The 20383-nt window shown below is 44.0% G+C and carries 15 protein-coding genes; 7 read left to right on the top strand and 8 right to left on the bottom strand.

Annotated features, from left to right (window positions below):
- Positions 1-86: 86 nt before the first annotated feature.
- The 4 genes from ACFQZS_RS17560 to ACFQZS_RS17545 form a co-directional block, all read right to left on the bottom strand.
- Positions 87-1202: a glycoside hydrolase family 43 protein gene (locus ACFQZS_RS17560; RefSeq protein ID WP_377102281.1), complete on the bottom strand. Its 1116-nt coding sequence runs from the start codon at positions 1200-1202 to the stop codon at positions 87-89.
- Positions 1203-1262: 60 nt separating this feature from the next.
- Positions 1263-2519 (bottom strand): alpha/beta hydrolase-fold protein, encoded by a 1257-nt coding sequence (locus ACFQZS_RS17555; protein ID WP_377102280.1) that lies wholly within the window; start codon positions 2517-2519, stop codon positions 1263-1265.
- Positions 2520-2826: 307 nt separating this feature from the next.
- Entirely contained in the window at positions 2827-5727 is a 2901-nt protein-coding gene (gcvP, locus tag ACFQZS_RS17550; RefSeq protein ID WP_377102278.1) for an aminomethyl-transferring glycine dehydrogenase, read from the bottom strand.
- A gap of 133 nt (positions 5728-5860) precedes the next feature.
- On the bottom strand, positions 5861-6577 hold the full coding sequence (locus tag ACFQZS_RS17545; RefSeq protein ID WP_377102277.1) for a pyridoxine 5'-phosphate synthase: 717 nt from the start codon (positions 6575-6577) through the stop codon (positions 5861-5863).
- A gap of 360 nt (positions 6578-6937) precedes the next feature.
- Between ACFQZS_RS17545 and ACFQZS_RS17540 the strand changes: the two genes are divergently transcribed.
- Complete coding sequence (locus tag ACFQZS_RS17540) at positions 6938-9964, top strand: outer membrane beta-barrel protein (RefSeq protein WP_377102276.1); 3027 nt, start codon at positions 6938-6940, stop codon at positions 9962-9964.
- Positions 9965-10072: 108 nt separating this feature from the next.
- On the top strand, positions 10073-10555 hold the full coding sequence (locus ACFQZS_RS17535) for a phosphatidylglycerophosphatase A family protein (RefSeq protein WP_377102275.1): 483 nt from the start codon (positions 10073-10075) through the stop codon (positions 10553-10555).
- A gap of 173 nt (positions 10556-10728) precedes the next feature.
- Here ACFQZS_RS17535 and ACFQZS_RS17530 read toward each other — a convergent pair whose 3' ends face one another.
- On the bottom strand, positions 10729-11121 hold the full coding sequence (locus ACFQZS_RS17530; protein ID WP_377102274.1) for a VOC family protein: 393 nt from the start codon (positions 11119-11121) through the stop codon (positions 10729-10731).
- Positions 11122-11228: 107 nt separating this feature from the next.
- On the opposite strand from ACFQZS_RS17530, the gene ACFQZS_RS17525 reads away from it, so the two are divergent.
- From ACFQZS_RS17525 to ACFQZS_RS17515, 3 genes are all read left to right on the top strand, one after another.
- Positions 11229-12392: a helix-turn-helix domain-containing protein gene (locus ACFQZS_RS17525; RefSeq protein WP_377102273.1), complete on the top strand. Its 1164-nt coding sequence runs from the start codon at positions 11229-11231 to the stop codon at positions 12390-12392.
- Positions 12393-12461: 69 nt separating this feature from the next.
- Complete coding sequence (locus tag ACFQZS_RS17520; RefSeq protein ID WP_377102272.1) at positions 12462-12821, top strand: DUF3471 domain-containing protein; 360 nt, start codon at positions 12462-12464, stop codon at positions 12819-12821.
- Positions 12822-12826: 5 nt separating this feature from the next.
- Positions 12827-13564, top strand: a complete 738-nt coding sequence (locus tag ACFQZS_RS17515; RefSeq protein ID WP_377102271.1) for a hypothetical protein — start codon at positions 12827-12829, stop codon at positions 13562-13564.
- A 74-nt stretch (positions 13565-13638) separates the two neighbouring features.
- Here ACFQZS_RS17515 and ACFQZS_RS17510 read toward each other — a convergent pair whose 3' ends face one another.
- Together ACFQZS_RS17510 and ACFQZS_RS17505 are read right to left on the bottom strand one after the other, a co-directional pair.
- On the bottom strand, positions 13639-15141 hold the full coding sequence (locus ACFQZS_RS17510) for a carboxylesterase/lipase family protein (RefSeq protein ID WP_377102270.1): 1503 nt from the start codon (positions 15139-15141) through the stop codon (positions 13639-13641).
- 38 nt (positions 15142-15179) lie between these two features.
- Positions 15180-16106, bottom strand: a complete 927-nt coding sequence (locus tag ACFQZS_RS17505; RefSeq protein WP_377102269.1) for a helix-turn-helix domain-containing protein — start codon at positions 16104-16106, stop codon at positions 15180-15182.
- A gap of 114 nt (positions 16107-16220) precedes the next feature.
- Here ACFQZS_RS17505 and ACFQZS_RS17500 point away from each other — a divergent pair, with 114 nt between their 5' ends.
- Positions 16221-17039, top strand: a complete 819-nt coding sequence (locus tag ACFQZS_RS17500) for an SDR family NAD(P)-dependent oxidoreductase (protein ID WP_377102268.1) — start codon at positions 16221-16223, stop codon at positions 17037-17039.
- Positions 17040-17257: 218 nt separating this feature from the next.
- On the top strand, positions 17258-17647 hold the full coding sequence (locus ACFQZS_RS17495) for a hypothetical protein (protein ID WP_377102267.1): 390 nt from the start codon (positions 17258-17260) through the stop codon (positions 17645-17647).
- 411 nt (positions 17648-18058) lie between these two features.
- Here ACFQZS_RS17495 and ACFQZS_RS17490 read toward each other — a convergent pair whose 3' ends face one another.
- Entirely contained in the window at positions 18059-20206 is a 2148-nt protein-coding gene (locus ACFQZS_RS17490; protein WP_377102265.1) for a hypothetical protein, read from the bottom strand.
- Positions 20207-20383: the final 177 nt, after the last annotated feature.

The raw sequence follows: 20383 nt of genomic DNA, 5'->3' as shown, positions 1-20383 counted from the left end.
GAACGAAGCAATCGCGAACTGTGCATCACGGCTTTTCTCCGTGTCATTGCTTCGTTCCCCGTAATGACAGAAATCTATTCTGACAATTACTTTATCTCCACCTTCCAATGCTCAGCAATGGCTTTAAGCTCCGCTTTAGTAAGGTAAGTTACCGCGCCATGTTTAGGGCTTGTAAAGTTGGTGGTTTTCATTGCGCCTTCATTAAAGTGGCCCAGATCGGTAAAGTTTACAAAGTCAGTTGTTTCACTAAAGCCCATGTTACTGGGGCGTAAACCGTAAACATCATACATCAGCACATATTTATCAGTGCCAAGGCGTTTGAAAACGTTGGGCGCTTCGGTTGATACTTTTTCAGGATCTATCCTTTTATCGCGTGTAGCGGGAAAGCCTCCGTTTATTTTATCAGATACCGAATGCCAGATCTTAGCGTCGCCCACATAAAACATCTGGTACTTATCGCCCACTTTGGTAATGTCGGCATCTATACCTCCAATTTCGGTAACGCGCTGCGGCACTGCTTCCAATTTGGTAAAATCATCGTTGGCGTAGGCCCAATAAATGCCCGCGTTTTTATTGTTATAACGGATGGTAAAGTACACCATCATTTTCTTTTTGTCAGCATCATAAATAGTTTCGGGTGCCCAGGAGCAATCAATATCACCCAATTCAGGGAATGCCTTATCTATTCGCAGGTCAGAATGCGTCCAATGGATCAGGTCGTATGATTTCATCAATACCAGGGCACGGTTATTACCCCAGCCATATTTTTCCTGCGGGCGCTCCCATTCTGTATCTCTGAAACCGGCGCGTTTGCCGGAAATATGCAGATCCGTCATCGCTAAATAAAAGGCACCGTCCGGTCCCCGGGTAATATGCGGATCGCGAACGCCTTTTTGCTCGGCCAGCTGCGAGCCGATAAAAATTGGCTGACCGCCATTTAAGTCAGTAAATGTATAACCATCAGCACTGGCGGCGAAATAAGCCGAGTGCGTTTGATCTTTAAAATAAACCAGCAGATACCCGCTTAGGTCTTTCTCGTTAAATTTCTTTTTAGGCTTATCAAGTTTTGATACCAGCTCTATGCCGGTTGGCGCTGGTGCCACCGCCTGCACAGGGGCTTGCGAAAAAGCACTTGGGAGATTACAAATAGCGAAAACGCCGGTTAACGCGGTAACTAATTTTATTTTACTACTATACTTCATAAAATAAAAGTGGGGATAATTTTCATTATCCCCACCTTAAAATATGTAATAATTTTGAGCTTATTTAAACAGCTTTGGAGCCATTTCAAGTAAGCTGCGACGCCAGGTTTGGAACTCGTGCGCTGTTTCCGGAGAAACGTAAGTGCTTACGCTATAGCCTGCACCTTTAAGGTCCGCTTCCATTTTAGCCAATGCTGCAGAACCACCTTCTTTGCTGCCGTAGCTAACAAAAATATGTTTTGGTTTTTCTTTGCCTTGTAGTTCAGTAAGGTTGTAGTTGCCACCGCTTAACAAACCCCAATATGCAAATACGTCTGGTCTGTTTAATGTAATGCTGTGTGTTTCCATACCACCCATTGAAAGGCCTGCCATTGCGCGGCTGTCTCTTTTTGCAATAGTGCGGAAATGAGAATCAACATAAGGAATAAGATCATTAATTAAAACTTCCTGGAATGCAGCAGGGCCGGTAACTTCGCCTTTAGTAATACCATTTAGCACGGTACCACCACCCATTATACCACCACCGGCAGGACGTGCAGCAGGGGCAGCGCCGGCAGCAGGAGCACCAGCAGGAGCAGCACCAGCAGCAGGAGGAGGACCAGCAGGACGACGAGCGCCACCCGGGCCATTGCCACCAACGTTAGTCATACCATAAGTCATTACAACGATGAAAGGTTTTATTTTGCCTTCAGCAATCATGTTGTCCATGATGATACCGGCTTTACCTTGAATGCTCCATGATGTTTCATTCTCGCCCCAACCGTGTTGTAAGTATAACACAGGATATTTGGTTGAGCCTTTTTCGTAACCCGGTGGCGTATAAACGATAGCCGGGCGCGAGCCAAAAGTTGAGCTCTTTGATGGGAAAATAATATTTTGCAATATACCATGCGGAACGTCTTTTAAGGCATAAAAATCCTGGTCATGAGCAGGTACTTCTACGCCGCTTTCCCAACGCTGTGAACCGTAGAAATTGCCGGTTCCCGGATCGTTAAGCGTAGCCCCATCAACAGTTAAGTGATAATAGTGGAAGCCTTCATCCAATGGCGTGCTTGTGCCGGTAAAATAACCGTCAGCACCTTTCACAAGCTTGGTGCCTTTTGATCTATCGCCACCTAAACCCAGGCCAACGCTGATGCTGTCTGCTTTAGGAGCTAAAACGCGGAAACGTACACGTCCTTCAGAGTTTACCATTGGGTAATCCTGAAGAGGTTGGTTAAATGAGGAAGGCTTAAAGTCTTCTTTTATTGTCTGGGCCTGAGCGAAGCTACCTACAAAGGTGGCGGCCAAAACAATAGCTAATGATTTTGATTTCATTGTAATTGTTGGTTAATGTTTAATATATCGGTTTGTTTTTTATTGGTTTGTACTACATCGATGTAGCCGTGCACACAAACTTATATATTTTTATGTGTTGTTTTCACAATAAAAAATGATTTTAAAGCCAAATATTGACACATTGTTGTTACAATATGACTAAGAAAATAGTTATTGAATAAAGGTATCACGGTAATATTCCTTACCTTATTAAGGTATTATGCCGCAATAAGAAGTATCACGCAAAAAAAATGTGCAGACAGCTAAGCCATCTGCACATCTTCAAATTTGCATATCTGCACATTCATCACGTTCCGTACTCCGGCGTGGTAACTTCGCTTTCTTCAAATTCGTAATCGGTTAACGGCGGGCAAGAGCAGATCAACGTCCGGTCGCCATAAGTATCGTTAACACGGCCAACTGATGGCCAGAATTTATGAGCCGCAACATAAGGCAGCGGGAACGCAGCTGTTTTGCGGCTGTAAGAATGCTCCCACTCATCCGCAGAAATTACCGTCATGGTATGCGGCGCATTTTTTAAAGGATTGTCGGTTTTATCCGCAACGCCTTGTTCAACTGCGGCAATTTCCTTGCGGATGGCTATCATCGCATCGCAAAAGCGGTCCAGTTCATGTTTGGGCTCTGATTCGGTAGGCTCAACCATTACCGTGCCTGCAACCGGGAAAGATACTGTTGGCGCGTGGAAACCATAATCCATTAAACGTTTGGCTATATCAACCACCTCAATACCTGCGGCTTTGAAGGAGCGGCAATCCAATATCATCTCGTGCGCGCAGCGGCCGTGGCTGCCTGTGTATAGCACGGGATAATAGTTTTCTAAACGGGTTTTAATATAGTTAGCATTCAATATGGCGTAACGGGTAGCATTGGTTAAACCATCAGGCCCCATCATGGCTATATAAGCATGAGAAATGATCAATATAGAAGCCGAACCCCACGGAGCTGCAGAAACAGCGTGTATAGCTTTGCCATTATCAATATCAACAACAGCATGGCCCGGTAAGTAAGGCACAAGGTGTTTGGCTACGCCGATAGGGCCCATGCCCGGCCCACCACCGCCATGCGGAATACAAAATGTTTTATGCAGGTTAAGGTGGCAAACATCGGCACCAATATTAGCCGGACTGGTTAAGCCCACCTGCGCGTTCATGTTGGCACCATCCATATAAACTTGTCCGCCGTTTTGGTGAATGATCTCGCAGATATCAATAATTGATTCCTCAAACACACCATGAGTTGACGGGTAGGTAACCATCAGGCAGGAAAGCTCGTCTTTATATTGCTCGGCGCGCGCCTGCAAGTCGGCTACATCAATATTGCCATTATCGTCGCATTTTACCACCACTATCTTCATGCCGGCCATAGCTGCCGAAGCAGGGTTAGTGCCATGTGCAGATGAGGGTATTAGCGCGATATTGCGGTGATGGTCACCACGATCATGATGATAGGCGCGGATAACCATTAAACCGGCATATTCGCCTTGCGCGCCGGCGTTGGGTTGCAGGCTCATGGCCGCAAAACCGGTTATCTCGCTCAACCAGCGGTTCAGTTCATCAAATAACTGCATATATCCACCGGTTTGATCAACAGGTGCAAAGGGATGCATGCGGCTAAACTCTGCCCAGGTAACGGGCACCATTTCCGTAGTAGCGTTCAACTTCATGGTGCACGAGCCCAGGGCTATCATAGAATGGCAAAGAGAAAGGTCTTTGGTTTCTAATGATTTGATATAGCGCAGCATTTCGTGCTCAGAATGGTGTGTGTTAAATACCGGGTGAGCAAGGTAAGCAGATGTCCTCTGCAATTCGGTTGGGATAACCGTTTCAACAGGGGCATCAACAATGGTATCATTCAGGGTTTTGCCCTTAACTTTCGCAAATATTTTTACCAGGGTTTTAATATCCTCCGGTAAGGTAGTTTCATCAACAGCAATTGTAATAACCGAGCCCTGGTAGTTAAGGTTAAGGTCGTTGTTTAATGCTTCTGAGTGAATGGCGTTAACCAGATCACCCGCATCAACAGCAATGGTATCAAAATAGCTTTGGTTAAGTTGCTTATAGCCTAAACCGGTTAGCGCATTGCTTAATGTTACAGCTAATCCATGAGTTCTTTCGGCAATCAGTTTTAAACCCTGAGGCCCGTGGTACACAGCATACATCCCTGCCATAATAGCCAGGAGCGCCTGCGCGGTACAAATGTTAGAAGTAGCTTTATCCCTGCGGATGTGCTGCTCGCGCGTTTGCAGTGCCATGCGCAAAGCATAATCGCCTGCGCTGTCAATGGTTACACCAATTATCCTACCCGGCATTGAACGCTTATACTCCTCTTTAGTGGCAAAAAAAGCAGCATGCGGACCACCAAAACCCATAGGTACGCCAAAGCGCTGGGTTGAGCCTACCACTATATCAGCGCCCCACTCGCCCGGAGGGGTAAGCAACAGCAAACTCATTATATCGGCAACAACAGTTAGTTTTATGCCTTTTTCATGTCCGCGTAAAGCAAAATCAGTATAATTATATACGGCACCGTTGGCGGCCGGATATTGCACAATGGCACCGAACATGGCATCACTCAACTCAACTGTTTGGTGGTCGCCTATCAACAATTCAATGCCGTAAGGCTCGGCGCGGGTTTTTAAAATATCTATAGTTTGCGGAAACAGCTCTTTTGATACAAAGAACGTTTTTGCCGCCTGATTTTTACGCAGGCTGTATTGCATAAACATGGCCTCGGCAGCGGCGGTACCTTCATCCAGCAGGGAAGCATTGGCTATCTCCATACCGGTAAGGTCAATCACCATGGTTTGGAAGTTAAGTAAAGCCTGCAATCTGCCCTGCGCTATCTCTGCCTGGTAAGGGGTGTATTGGGTGTACCATCCGGGGTTTTCCAGAATGTTCCTTTGTATAACACCCGGCACTATCACATCATAATACCCCTGCCCAATAAAGCTTTTAAATACCTTGTTTTTTGATGCCGTTTGCTTTAGATCACGCAGATAAGCGTATTCGCTTTTGGCCGCCGGAAGATTTAAAGGGGCCTTTAAGCGTATTTTTTGCGGGATGGTTTGTTCTATAAGTTCATCAAGCGTGGCCGCGCCGGTAACCTTTAGCATGCTGGCTGTGTCGGCTTCGCCGGGGGCAATGTGCCTTCCTTCAAACCGCTCCTGGTAGGATGTATTTAAGATCATTTAATGGTAATGTAATGTTGCCACAAAGGTACATTTTAATTAATTGTGAGCCAATTGTTACGCCAATTGTTGACAATTCACCTACCCGGGAAATAGTATTTGGTAAACAGGTGTCTGAGGCCAATTATATTGCTCACACAAGCTGTCGCAAATACATTTGTATGGTATTTTCCAAGCCGTAATACAAGGCATCGCAAATAAGCGCGTGGCCAATGCTTACTTCTAACAGGCCCGGTATGTTTTGAGCAAAGTATTGCAGGTTATGCAGGTCAAGATCGTGCCCGGCGTTTATACCTAAGCCCACTTTGTTGGCCGCCTCGGCAGCTTTTATGTAAGGTGTAATTGCCTGCTCTCTATTGTTATGATATTGATGTGCATAGGCTTCGGTGTACAATTCTATCCTATCGGTGCCTGTTTCGGCAGCAGCTTCAACCATTTCAACAACCGGATCAACAAAAACAGAAACCCTTATACCTTCATTTTTAAAAACCCGGATGATATCGCGGAGGTATTGCCGGTGTTTTATGGTATCCCAACCGTGGTTTGAGGTGATCTGGCCAAGCGCGTCGGGTACTAAAGTAACCTGCGCGGGTTTGTTGGCCAGTACCAGGTCAACAAACTTTTGCTCGGTGCAATTGCCCTCAATATTAAACTCTGTAGCTATAGTTTTCTTCAGATCAAAGACATCCTGATAGCGGATATGCCGCTCATCAGGCCGTGGGTGTACGGTAATTCCTTGTGCACCAAACCGCTCGCAATCTAATGCTGTTTTAACCAGGTTGGGGTTGTTGCCGCCGCGCGAATTACGCAGCGTTGCTATCTTGTTAATGTTGACAGATAAATGTGTCATAAATAATACTTGAAATGCAAATATCAAATTACTTCAGCAATAACCATATCAGTAGCTGTTAAAATTATTAATAGCCTATGTAACTATTTATTAGCATAAAGAACAATTTATTAATTTAAACGTTGCCGCCTTAGAAAACAGGTGTATATTTGCGCTTGTGTTATTTTTACACGCAAACGTTTGAAATTATTAAAAAAATTAGTGCATTATCATTGAAATGTAACAATTATAATGATAACTCAAGGAGTGTGTAACAATCGTATTGTTGTTTTCAGTTAAACGTAATTTAAGTTGAACCTTTGCATCTGATACGATAAAATATAATATCGACCAACTCTTTTTAACGAGCATAAAACCTGTATGAAATATCTTTTTTTACCTTTTATTTTAGCCTTCTTAATTGTTAACAGCGCTTTGGCGCAAAACGGGAGGCAGGTATCGGGAATGATAATTGACAGCACCAAATTATCTGTTCCGGGAACTACCGTAAAATACGTATCAAACGCCGGCGATAGCACTACTACCGTTACCGGTTTAGACGGAAAGTTTACCTTTACCAATGTTGGCGGCACCGGCATGACCTTAACTGTAACCTCTTTAGGCTATGAGGGCATCCGCAAGCGCTTTACTTTTGCTGATGGAGATTTTAAACCGCTTGACCTGGGGTCAATTACATTAAAAGCGGAATCAAAAGAACTTGGCGTGGTAACAATTAGGGGCGTAGTACCTGTAAGAATAAAAGAAGATACTGTTGCTTACAGTATTTCTGCTTACCCGGTACGCGAGAATGCCCCGGTTGAGGATGTGATAAAAAAACTTCCCGGCGTTGAAGTTGATGCGGCGGGTAACGTTACCACACAAGGTAAATCTGTAACTAAAATTCGTATAAACGGTAAAGATTATATGGGCGGCGACTTGCAAGCTGCAACCCGTAACCTGCCTGCCGATATATTAGAGAGCATACAGTTAATTGACGATTATGGCGACCAGGCTAACTTAACAGGTGTTAGAACCGGTGAACCGGATAAGATCATTAACCTTACCATACGTGCCGACAGAAATAACGGCTACTCATTACAGGCTACTGCCGGTGGTGGCCGGGATGTGTTACCAAAAGGCATAGATGGTGCCGATGTTAATGATAATAGATACAACGGTTCTGTTAACTACTATAACTTTAAAGGCAACAGGCAAATTACTGTTTTAGCTAACGCTAATAACACCAACACCAACCTGTTTAACTTTAATCGCGGCGGCGGCGGTGGTGGCGGTAACTTTGGCGGCGGCGGTGGCGGCGGCAACTTCGGCGGCGGTGGTGGCGGCGGCAACTTCGGTGGCGGCGGCGGTGGCGGCGGTGCCCGTGGTGGTGGTGGCGGCGCTGGTGGCGCAGGCGTAAGCAACCAAAGCGGTATAACGGTAGCCCGTTCTATTGGTATTAACTATCGCGATCAATGGGGCGAGAAAGTTGCTACTTATGGCAGCTATAGCTTTAATGATAATACAACTACTACAAATTCAACATCTGCAACTTTGCCGGGCGCTTCAACTATTCTTACCAATACACAATCGCTTTCAAAGAGCAGTCCTACCAACCACAGGTTCCAATATAATCTGGAGTGGAGACCTGACACTGTAAATTATTTAAAAGTAGTACCATCTTTCAGTAATTCTGTGTCTAATACCTACAGCGAAACCAATACCTTGATCACTAATACCGATCCAACCATTGGCAAAACAAGGTACAAGCAAGTTTCTACCGGTACATCAAGCTCTCCAACTTTTGGTATTACAGCATTATTCAACCACCGTTTCTCTGCAAAGGGGCGTAACCTGAGCATGTTCTTAAGTGCCAATTCATCAACAAGCAAATCAAATTCTCTTTCTGATCTGACGTTGTTTGAAGGGACTTTGCCTAACCCAACTGCTCCGCGTAAACAGCAGATAGATCAGGACAATAAATCAACTTCTCTTAGTGGTAACATCTCGTACATGGAGCCATTGAGTACCGTATCGTTTATAGATTTAAACTATACCCTTACCCGGTCAACTACAAGTAACGACAGAAGAGTGGTTGGTTTAGACAGTGGCAGCCCGTTGTTAGATGCCAATTTGAGTAATAACTACACATTTAACTTTACAACGCACAGGTTTGCATTAAACTACCGTTTAATTGAAACTAAATATAATTTAACCCTGGGTGTGGGTGTTCAACCTTCTGTATTAGAAGGTCAGTCTTCACGTAGCGCGGCTGCTAATTTCCCGGCTACCAGAAAAACCCAGACCAATGTTGTTCCAACAGCGCGGTTTATATACCAGTTCTCACGTAACGAATCATTAACGGCTAACTATAATGGTAGCGCAAGCCAGCCTTCATTTGATCAGCTACAGCCGGTTCTTGACAACTCTAATCAATTTAGTAAAGTACAAGGTAACCCTGATCTGAAACAACAGTTTAATAACAATTTCTCATTAAGATATAACACTTTTGGTGTATCATCAGGTAATTTGTTTTTTGTTAACTTAAATTACTCTAATACAAAGGGCGCAGTTGTTACCCGCACTACTTACGACGGAAACAGCACGTTGATCCGTTACGTTAATGCTGACGGTAACTACTCATACGGTGGTAACATTACTTACTCAAAACCTTGGGCCGAGCGTAAGTATACCTTAACAGTTAACGCCCGTACTAACTATTCAAACACTGTTGGTTTTGTAGATGAGATTATAAATAATGTGCAGACCGCGACGCAAAAGAATATAGCTAAAAACTTAAGCTTTACGCCGGGTACGCGCTTTAGACTTGATTTGACCGATATTATTGATGCCCAGTTAAGTGCTAACTATAGCATTAATAAAACAACCAATAGTGTTAGCCTTCGTAATGCAAACCAGAACGTTAATACACGTAATCTTGATCTGGGATTCCAGGGAAAAAATTATTTTGGCGATTGGACGGTTAGCTACGATATAACCAAGCAATACAACTATGGTTATAACACTACTTCAGGCTTTAGTGTGCCTAACCCTAATATCATCAGCGCTTATGTTGAGCGTCGTTTTCTTCAGGGTAATAAAGCCACTATCCGCCTTGCGGCGTTTGACTTGCTTAACCAGAATACCGGTGTTACCACTTCCGGAAACACGCTATCACAAGTTAATCGTTTAGGCCGTTATGTAATGTTATCATTTACGCTGCGCTTACAGAAATTTGCAGGCAGATCTGCTACGCAACAGAATGACAGAGACAGAAGAGGCGGACGTGACGGCTTTGGTGGTGGTCCTGGTGGTGGTGGTCGTGGCCCTGGCGGCGGCGGTGGCGGCAACTTTGGCGGTGGCCCGGGCGGCGGCGGCGGCAACTTCAATGGCGGCGGCGGCGGTTTTTAATCCAAACCATACCCAATCATAAAAATATACAAACCCTGTGGCTTATGTCACGGGGTTTTTTATTGGCGCTTATTCTGATGCGTGTAAGCAATTTTGTAATTTGGCGCTGTGAATAAAATCATTGCTTCAATATTTGGCATAGGCTACATTAAAGGCGGCGGTACCATAGCGGCGGCGGTAACGTGCGTGGTTATATGGCTGCTTTGGGCCAAAGGTGTTTCGCCATATTTGTTTTTAGCCGAGGGCCTGGCCGTAACTCTTATTGGCGTATACGTTGGCAATAAAGTTGAACGTTTTTGGGGTAAAGACAGCTACAGGGTGGTTATTGATGAAGTAGCCGGCATGTGGATAAGCGTACTTTTTTTACCCCAAACGCTACCTGTTCTTATTACAGGCTTAATTCTTTTCCGTTTTTTTGATATCGTAAAACCACTGTATATCCGCAAGATGGAGGATTTTAAAGGCGGATGGGGCGTTATGCTGGATGATGTGCTGGCCGGTATTTATGCCAATATCATTTTACAGGCGATAGTATATCTTCATCTGCTGCCTTTTACGGGAGGAGGCGCTTTGGATATCCATTTCAGGTAATTTTGGGGCGTTCAGGTGTATACAACCGCAGGTTGTATTGTGCATTTTCACATGTTTTTTGTATGGATCAACACCTCAAATTGATGCGATAAGGCGCTAAATGTAAGCTAATTGTGCATTTAGGTGTATACAATATTAAGTGAGTGTATACCTATATACGGCTACACCTGTAATCAGCTTATTATCCGTTCCACCACCTGCCACATATTACCTTCCGGGTCGGCAAAGGCACGCACACGGCCGCCGCCAATGGCATCGATCAGATCGCTGGTCCAGGTAATGTTATGGTTATCTAAATGAACAATAGCCTGCTCCATATCATTTACCCGCAAAGCCAGGTGCGACCAACCCGGTGTCCACGTTGTCCGGTCAGGGCGGGCGGTGTCGTCAATGGGCATTACTTCCAGCAGAGAGCCGTCGGGTGCACGTAGCATCCATACGGGTTTTTCATGGCGATAGTATTTCACATATCCCAACACATCGCAATACCATGCGGCCATTTTATCTACGTTAGCCACCGCAATGGCGGGATGATCAATTCCTGTTAAACCCAGATCGCTTATCATACTAAGTTCTTTTTTGCAAGATAATTATTTAAAGCCTTTGGCTGCAAATGCCAATAATAGCTGCTTGTTATAAGCTAAATCTTGCCGCTAATCGCTAATTTGCATCAATGAACATTTCTATCGGGATAATTGATTTTTTGATGCTGGCATTGGTTGTACAGGGATTAATACTAGCCATTGTGTTAGCTTTTTCATCCGGGAGGATCCATAGCAACCGCTACATAGCCGCCTTTATTTTTGTTGTAGCAGAATCAACCTTACTGATGGAACTTGATTATTTGGGGCTTGTGCAAAAATATCCCTGGCTGCTTACGGCAGTAGTGCCTTTAAATATGGCATTGGGCCCCCTTGTTTATTTGTATGCACGCAGCCTTGCATTTGGTGCCGTAACGCCGCGCCGGAAGATCCTGATCCATTTTGTACCGACGGTACTTTACGCGAAACATCAGGTCATTTTTATCCTTTATGTACTGGGTGTTTTATCTGTTCCGCTGGTAAGCAACCTTTACGTTTTGCCAATAACACAAAAAATATTGTTTGGCTTTAATAGCCTGTCGCTCATTCCGGCCTTTCTGTCGCTGGTGATTTATTCGCTGGTTACCTATAACATGGTGTCGGGCGGTATCAATAGCGAAGACCTGTCAGCCTATAGAAAGGCCGACCTTAAATGGATAAAAATGCTGGTCCAGATAGTGTTTGTTTTAATATCCATCTGGTTTGTATCTATAGTTGCAGGTTACCTCTTCCCTATACCTGACCTGGAGCCCTGGTTCCATTACTGTTTATATATCCCGGCGATAGTATTTGTGTATTGGTTAGGGATGATGGTTTACAAACGGCAACGGATTATGAGCAGGGATGAAATGCAAGAGTACATTAAGCAACCTGTAAAAACTCATTTTAAAGACGACGAAGCATCAGATTACTATGATCAGCTTAAAAAACTAATGATAGCTGACAACCTTTACATGAACCCGGTATTAAAGGTTGATATGCTGGCCGCGCGCCTGTCTATTCCTGAAAAAGGGCTGTCCAACTTACTAAACCAATATGTGGGAAAGAACTTTAATGATTTTGTAAACGAATTTAGGGTGGAGGAAGCAAAAAGAAAATTGATTGATCCGCGCTATGGCAATTTTACCATTGCTGCTATTGCATTAGAGTGCGGGTTTAACTCGCTGGCAACTTTTCAGCGTGTGTTTAAGCAGATAACAGGAGTAACGCCCAGCCAATATCAAACGAACGCGAAAAAATCATTTGTCGAAAAATAATACTCAAATCCCGATTTGAGTGGACGCGAGGCAGGTTATTGGCCTTCTTTGCTTCAAAAAACATAACAAATGAAAAAGCTTTTTACCTCAGTACTACTAAGTGCATTTATATGCACAGCTACTTTTCCGGCCGTTGTTAGCAGCGGTGGTTCTACTCATCTTCATCAATCTTCATTATCGGCCTATCAGGGTAAGTATCAAATGATGGTTAAAGGGCAGGCGGCCTACATAGAGATCAAGCTAACCGGCGATCAACTAACGCTTACTTCGCTGTGGGATAAACAAGCCAACAAGATCAAGCAATTATCCGGTGATAGCTTTATTATGCCCGGTCACGACTGGTCGGTAAAGTTTGTCCGTGATGCCAAAGGCAAAGTAACCGAAGTGATAGTAATGGGCACTGATCGCTGGAAAAAGGTAAACGGATAACCCGAATGAAAGACACATCATTATTGAAGAAGGCCATTACCAGCGTAATGGTCGGCTTTATTGTTGCGGCGGCATTGTTAGTGCTGGGCCATAGCGGTGCTATTCCGTGGTTCCCTCCGCCGGTGGTATTTTCATTGGTTGGCCTTACCCTGCTGGTGTCAATAGTTTTTCCGTTTGTATGGCAGTATAAGGAAAACAGACAGCGCTGGAACTCAACCAGGATATACGTATGGTTTTATAATGTTATTCGTTATGGCATTGCTTTTAACCTGAGCACTTTCGCATTTAAAAAGTTTTTTGGTTTGCAGCTAACAGCGGCAAAGGATATATCAAACACGCCATTAAATATGCAAAGTGGTGAAACACTTACCTGGTATTACTTTAGCTACTCGCATACCTTCGCGTTTATTTTGGCCTTACTACAATTAGGTGGCGCTATACTGCTGCTGTTCCGCAGAACGCTTTTGTTAGGATCAGTTATCCTGTTTTCGCTGATGTTGAATATTACGTTGATAGATATTTTCTATCATTTAAACCTGGGCGCTTTGTTTCAGGCCCTAATTGTTACTGCTGGAGTATTGTTTATACTGCTGCTACATTACGAAAGATTGCTGGCGTTCTTTATAAAACCGCAGCCCGATTCATTCTCGCCGACGGAAGGTAGCGTCAAAACCAAAAACCTGATAAGGCTTTCAATGATGGCATTTGCATTATTATATACGTATTATTTAACGTTTATATAGTGTGTGTATCAGCAGGGTTTTATAAAGCGCAAAACCCTGCTGAGCGCATAGAAGTTGCTTATATAGCGGTAAAACTACTGCTTGAATACCATCACGGTAGATGGGAAATGCGGATCGTCAAATACGGTTTTCAGGTTGGTTATCCGGCTGGTGGTATTGAATACCATTACAGGCTTGATAGTTGTTTTGTAAAGCGGCCATTGCGGCAGGCCGGCAACGTTAGGGTTGCCGGTTTTGATGAATGATACCCAGGCTTTATGCATGTTTATGGCTAAAAGGCGTTTCTCTGCATTTTCCATGGCTTTTGATGTGGGATCAAACCAAACAAATGGCATTTCGCGCGCATGTGCCGCACCTAACGCATCATCACTATAATCAAAACGGTACACATAGGTTGGTATACCCGCGTTAACCATAGCTTTAGCCCAGCGGTAATTATGTATGGTGTACATGTATTCGGTAATGGTTTTGGCTGCGGCATCATAAGGCTGCAGAGTTTCCCGGTTTTTTAATAGTGTATTATGTACCATAGGTGCCAGATCAGCAAACAGTGCTCTTAAAACAGTAGTATCAGGCGCTTTTAGTGCCGGGTATCTGTCCATAAAAAGCGTGGCTTCGGTAGCATTGGTGCCTATTAAAGCCTTTACTGCGGGCAGTTTTTTATTCGCTGCATATTTATAAGGGTCATTCGTTATTACCACCCCGTCATTCACCGGCCCCCAGAATAATAAGCCTGTTACCCCGGCACTCACTGCTGCCTGTGCTTTCATCAAAGAATCGGCAGACATGGTTAATAATCTGGCCGCATCATTTTTACTTAAATGGAGCTGCTGTAATATCCTGTCGCGCTCGGCTTTGGCGGTGTTAATATCGCGTACACATTGTACCGAACCACTCTCTGCAATGTATTGTTGATACAAACCTTTTGAAGACGGAGCAACCAAAACAGCGCTTACCAGTTTAGCTCCTGCCGATTCGCCCATTATGGTAACCCGGTTTGGGTCGCCGCCAAATACTGCAATATTTTCTTTTACCCAGCGCAGCGCCATAATACAATCCAGTACCCCGTTATTTCCCGATCCGGCATAGGCCTTGTTTACATCATCTAAATAAGTAAAGCCAAAAATGCCCAGGCGATAATTTATGGTAACAGTAACAATGCCGTCATCGTTAGAAAACACGTGCCCGTTTTGCCCTTTACCGCTTCCTGATGTCATGCTGCCGCCATGCACCCAAACCATAACCGGCCGTTTGGCATTATCAGCTTTGGGCGTATATACGTTAAGCGTTAAACAGTCTTCTGCTCCGCCTGATGCCTGGGTGGCGTTGCTGCCAAATTCGGTAGCGGCTAAGGTATCGCGCCAGGCCTGATGTGGTTGGGTGGCTTTAAACCGTAGCTGGCCAATCGGCGGCGCGGCATAGGGCACTCCTTTAAACACAGTTATACCTCCTTCGCTCACGCCGCGTATGTAGCCTTTAATGGTTTTAACCACATTTTGTGCATTAGCAAAATAGCTGCAGCATAAAAAGGCAATTGATAAAGCAATGGCGAGTTTAGTTTTAAAGGAAGGATACATAAGTGTATTTAAGAATTAAATAGTAAGTATCAATTAAATCAACTTAAAGAATACCCACGCCTGAACTCAGCGGGTGTAATACCCGCATTCTTTTTAAAAAACTGACTAAAATTGGGCTGATCTGCAAAACCGATGGCGTAGCCTATATCCTGTAACGTCCAGTCGGTTTGTAATAACAGCGCTTTACTTTCTTCTAATAGCCTGTGTTTAATGTGCGCACTTACGTTTTGCCCGGTGTGTTTTTTTAACAATACATTGAGATGGTTAGGATGCACTGCCAGATTATCGGCAAACTCCTGGGCCGTTTTAATGCGTATAGGGTTGTCGTGATTAATAAGCGACGTTTCTTTTTCTAATAATCTGAAGAAATCATGGATATGTTTAAACTCATCAGATACAGCATCGGGTTTAGGGTAGTTGGCTGTTTTTGCTGCCGCGATCATTATAAGCTGCATATAAGCGCCAAGTGAATCCTCGGCGAGATCGCCGCCTATCAGCGCTTCTTCATGCATGCGCCTGAATAGCTCTTCTATTGTAGCAACCGTTTGCGGCGACATCCGGATAACACTTTTGTGATTATCTGAGAATAGTTCGTATTTATCTATTGCGCTTTTCAGAACAGGATGGTCTGCTATAAAATTCCTTTTGAACAAACAGTAATGTCCGGCAGATTCTTCTGCCAGGTTTTTCCACGAAATGATCTCGTTAGGATGAAGAAACAGGATAGTAGGCTCATCAATGTAATATGTGTTCATTCCCAGGGTAAACACACCAACGCCTTTGGTAATAAAAAGAATCTTGTAAAAGTCGCGCCGGTTGGGCGATAGGTAGCTTTTGCAGCTATGCGTTTCGCGGTTAAACACTTTAATGGTCCAGGTTTCATAATACCGGCGTAGTACCGGTATTATATCCGGGATATCCCGCAGCAGTTCAATGGCTTTTGTATCTAAGGTTTCAACAGACATAAGTTAAAATTAGATTTTTTTCGGCATTGTTTGAAATTCATATAAACGTCTTTGATTTCACTATAAGGCAGGCCGGCGTTTCTGCGGAAATTTGAGGTATCAAAACAAAAGAAAATGAAAAAGATAATTTTTATAACCGGAGCCTCAAGGGGGCTTGGTAAAATTTGGGCCGAGGCCTTTTTAAAACGCGGTGATCAGGTTATTGCAACCGCAAGGAATATAGAAAGCCTTGAGGGGTTGAAAGCAATTTATGGTGAAAACATTTTACCCCTGCAAGTGGATGTAAATAGCAGGGCAGCAAGTTTTGCAGCCATTGAGCAGGGCGCAGCTCAGTTTGGAAAGATAGATGTGGTTATTAACAATGCGGGGTACGGCCATTTCGGTACAATTGAAGAGCTGAGTGAACAGGAAGCCCGCGACCAGATAGAAACCAATGTATTCGGCCTTTTGTGGGTAACACAAGCCGCAGTTAAATTAATGCGTGCGCAGGGGCACGGCCATATCGTGCAGATCTCAAGCGCGCTTGGTCAGGCGGTAATGCCTACCCTTGGTATTTACAATGCGTCAAAATTTGCGGTAGAAGGATTAAGCGAAACACTGGCTGCCGAAGTTGCCTCATTTGGTATAAAGGTTACCATAGTTGAACCTAATGGTTTTACTACAGAGTGGGGTGGTGTATCAGCATCTGCAAGCGAGCCTATTGAGGCCTACAGTAAGTTGAAAGAGGATTTTCAGGCCGGACTTAGCCCGGATAGTTTCGGTAAACCCGAAGCCACCGCAGCGGCTATGGAATTATTGATAGACAGCGAAAATCCTCCGCTTCGCTTGTTTTTGGGTAAGGTAGGTTTCCCATGGGTTAAACAGGTTTATGCTGACAGGTTAGCCACCTGGGAAGAGTGGGCCGACGTTGCAACCGCAGCACATGGGTTTTAATTAAAATTTTAAATATACAATAATGAAAAAGACAATTTTAGCAGCTTTAGCCTTTGTGCTGATGGCTGCAAGTGCCGGGGCGCAAACCGGTTCACTTAAAGAACACGAAACACAAGTAAAAAAAACTTAAACCCCAAGCTAGTTTAAGCGCAACTAATACCAACGATGTAAGACGGTTTGTTTACGATTGGTTTACACATTTTGAGCATGCCGCGCCGGTGGCTTATTACTTAGATCATCTGGCTGGTAAAGACCTGTACGCGTCGTTTCCGGGTGGTGGGAAACCGCTTGCGAGCCATGCTGATTTCACCCAATGGTACAATAATCTGTTAACGCAAACAAAATGGAATTTCCACGATATTGGCAATATTCAGGTTAAACGCACAGCTAACAATGAGTTTCTGGTTACTTTCATCGTTAACTGGTACGGCGAGGTGAAAGCTGATAGCCCGCAATTGGCGGGTTGGCAAAGCCGCAAAGACAGTTACCTGTATCATTATACCTTACGCCAGGTTTGGAATGTCAGCAGTGACGAATCTACTCACAATATCGTGATAAAAAGATTGGTGGTTAGTAGCGGTGATACGCCTTCGCCGATTAATGATTAAAGGTTACTTATTGTAGTATTTTGAAATTTAGAGCATTGACAACTTTTTAAAAAAAGTTGTCAATGCTCTAAATTTTTAAATTTCGCTTCAAATCTTATTTAGTTTATGTTTTTTATAAAGAATGAAAAATATAACTATAGATGAATTTATATAGCAAAACAACATAAGCAATATTAGCTCAAGGCTTGCATGACCAAAATCTATATTTAATATTTTACTATTTCGTAGATACTGATGAAGTTGATTGATTGCTTCAAACAAAAAATAAATGCCAACGAAATATAAGAGCATGAACGCTAGCAACACAAGCCCATTTAGCTTAATTCCTACTACATACACAGTATATGATATTGCGATAAACAATAAATAGATGACCGCTAAAATCAAGTATTCATTCATTAATAAATGGGGCTAATAATACTTCGACGTTATCTTCCACAAAATATTATCCTTAGCCACTTTAACCGGCTCGCCTTGTTTGGCGGTTTTGGCTATCTCTATATCCTTTTCAACATCCGGAATGAAGGATACCCAATCAAACACCTTGCGAGGGATGCGGCCAAATACCTGCGGCTTGTAACGCGGGGTTGATACGGCGCAATAGTTTTTCCAATCGGCCAGCGCGGTGGTAAGGGCGGCAACCGCTTTTTCGCGGTATTCTTCCTTGCCGGTTTTACGCAGCAGCGCGGTGTAAGTGGCACCCCTAAATTTAGCGGCATAGTACCGCGCCATATATCCCCATGACTTAAAGTCGGCAATGGTTTCGTCAAGGTCTGCATCCTTTGTGTGCGGCACGGTTTCCGAACCGTTCAACAATATCGCTGCGGCAGCATCCAGCTTATCGGCAATTTCAAATGGCGTTATCTTGCTGGTCTTCCCTTCAGCATTGGCAAAATCAGCAATGGATATTACGTTTTGCACCGGTAATTCTGCCGACGCTATCATGCTGTTCAGGTCAAAAAAGCCCTGCCTGTTGTAGCTGCCTTCCATATGCATTTCAAAATCGTTAGGTTTAAAGCACAGCTTATCAATCCACGATATCACATCAGCCGTTGCCGACCAGGTAGTATACAGCTTATCAACATCCGTCCCGGGGAAGCGCAGCCTAAGTTGGTCCTTATAAAAGCTGACAGGTAAGTTAGGATTATATCCCGCACGACCCCAGATCATAAAGCTGTACCAGTTTTTTTCTATCTCGGTTTTGCCGTAAACATCGGCGTTTTTGCTGCTAAAATCCCTGCCATACATATAACCATCAGGCCCGATAACGTAGCCCGGCGAAATATCGGTGGGGAAGTTTTTCATAAACTGTTCGGCATACTCCGGCGCGCCCCAGCGGTAGATAAAAATATCATCGTTACGCACATTCTGCCATATTTTTAGCTTGTATTTTTCAGCATCGGCGCGGTAAATACTGTCAAACCACGGCGGACTAACCGTTGAGTACATCCTGGCCCTTGAATACTTAAACTCACTCTCAAACGGACCGGTATAGCCCTTAAAGGCCTCTTTAACCAGGTCCATCTTAGTATAATGCTGTCTGAAAATGAATTTTACCTTTTTTAAAGCAGGGTTAGCTTTTTGCGCATCCATCATCCCTTGTCCAAAGGTTTGGGCCAGCCAGTTCTCAATGGTGTATTTGCCGGTTAATTTAGTGTCCAGGTTCTCGCCCGCGGTAACACCCATGGCGGTTACATTAGGGTAGGTTAGCAAAAATTGCTTAACGCTTTTACGGGTGTAATCAATAGCAACCGGGTCGTCCTGTTTTTCCTTAATGTTGTGCTTGCCTTCGGCGCCGTTTACAAATACGCTCCAGTTGTACCATTGAATCTCAATACCACGGTCGTTAGCGTATTTAAATACCTTTTTCCAAAAGGCAATTTTTTCGTCGATAGTGATCTTTTTAACTACGTGCATTGTTTTACCTTTCAGGTCATCCAGTACATACACATCATCCAGCGCTACGTCCGGGTACTCAGGCACTTTAACCATTGACGGAAACTGGTGCAAGCTCCAAAACGAAAGCACATTGTAGCGGTATCGCGCCAGGTTATCAAGGTAGTTTTGCCAGTAGGTAAAATCCCACATGGTAATTATATTGTTTTGCGCGGCCGTACCCTCGTCTGCATAACTTGGGGTGCGGGCATCCAGTGGGATATTGAACTTAATGCCGCGTTTGGCTATGTAAGGCTTATCAGCAAAAGGCTTTATAGCAGCTATTGATTTATGTAAAGATAGCTGATCGGCCAGCTCGGTCAGGCCATACATTACGCCGGTGGCATCGCCACCGCTTACAACGTAATTAGCACCCTGCTTTTTAAAGCTGTAGGCTTGTGGCTTTAGGGATGATGTAACAACTGTTTTAACCACAATAGCTCCTGTGGCGCTTTTTGCCAGCGAAATATTTTGTGTTGCTACTGCCTTTTCCAATTGAGCAACCCCAAATGCCTGCTGGGGCTGGGCTTTATTGTAGCTTATAAATATGGCTTGTTTTTGCTGCGCGATGACGTAACAGCTACTCAGCAAACATAGTGCTATGAATGGCAGGGACTTCTTCATGGTATTATTGGTTTACCCGCAAGTTAGCAATAATTGGTTGCGCTGTATTATAAAAACATCGCTATCAAATTTGGAAGTGAGCGCGAAAAAACTCTGTCATTGCTGTAAAGGTCAGATAATTCGGTAACAGATTAGCTTTACAAACCAAAGCTAAGAGTTATGCGCATTAACACGAAT

This window comes from Mucilaginibacter calamicampi (genome assembly GCF_042676765.1).
Lineage (GTDB): Bacteria > Bacteroidota > Bacteroidia > Sphingobacteriales > Sphingobacteriaceae > Mucilaginibacter > Mucilaginibacter calamicampi.
Note: the sequence above shows the minus strand (reverse complement) of the source record. Positions and strands in the feature narration are given on the sequence as shown.

Coding starts and splice junctions, on each gene's coding strand:
- ACFQZS_RS17530 (WP_377102274.1), bottom strand. CDS start 11,121: ATGATAAGCGATCTGGGTTTAACAGGAATTGATCATCCCGCCATTGCG.
- ACFQZS_RS17540 (WP_377102276.1), top strand. CDS start 6,938: ATGAAATATCTTTTTTTACCTTTTATTTTAGCCTTCTTAATTGTTAAC.
- ACFQZS_RS17505 (WP_377102269.1), bottom strand. CDS start 16,106: ATGTCTGTTGAAACCTTAGATACAAAAGCCATTGAACTGCTGCGGGAT.
- ACFQZS_RS17555 (WP_377102280.1), bottom strand. CDS start 2,519: ATGAAATCAAAATCATTAGCTATTGTTTTGGCCGCCACCTTTGTAGGT.
- ACFQZS_RS17500 (WP_377102268.1), top strand. CDS start 16,221: ATGAAAAAGATAATTTTTATAACCGGAGCCTCAAGGGGGCTTGGTAAA.
- ACFQZS_RS17510 (WP_377102270.1), bottom strand. CDS start 15,141: ATGTATCCTTCCTTTAAAACTAAACTCGCCATTGCTTTATCAATTGCC.
- gcvP (WP_377102278.1), bottom strand. CDS start 5,727: ATGATCTTAAATACATCCTACCAGGAGCGGTTTGAAGGAAGGCACATT.
- ACFQZS_RS17520 (WP_377102272.1), top strand. CDS start 12,462: ATGAAAAAGCTTTTTACCTCAGTACTACTAAGTGCATTTATATGCACA.
- ACFQZS_RS17560 (WP_377102281.1), bottom strand. CDS start 1,202: ATGAAGTATAGTAGTAAAATAAAATTAGTTACCGCGTTAACCGGCGTT.
- ACFQZS_RS17490 (WP_377102265.1), bottom strand. CDS start 20,206: ATGAAGAAGTCCCTGCCATTCATAGCACTATGTTTGCTGAGTAGCTGT.
- ACFQZS_RS17545 (WP_377102277.1), bottom strand. CDS start 6,577: ATGACACATTTATCTGTCAACATTAACAAGATAGCAACGCTGCGTAAT.
- ACFQZS_RS17525 (WP_377102273.1), top strand. CDS start 11,229: ATGAACATTTCTATCGGGATAATTGATTTTTTGATGCTGGCATTGGTT.
- ACFQZS_RS17515 (WP_377102271.1), top strand. CDS start 12,827: ATGAAAGACACATCATTATTGAAGAAGGCCATTACCAGCGTAATGGTC.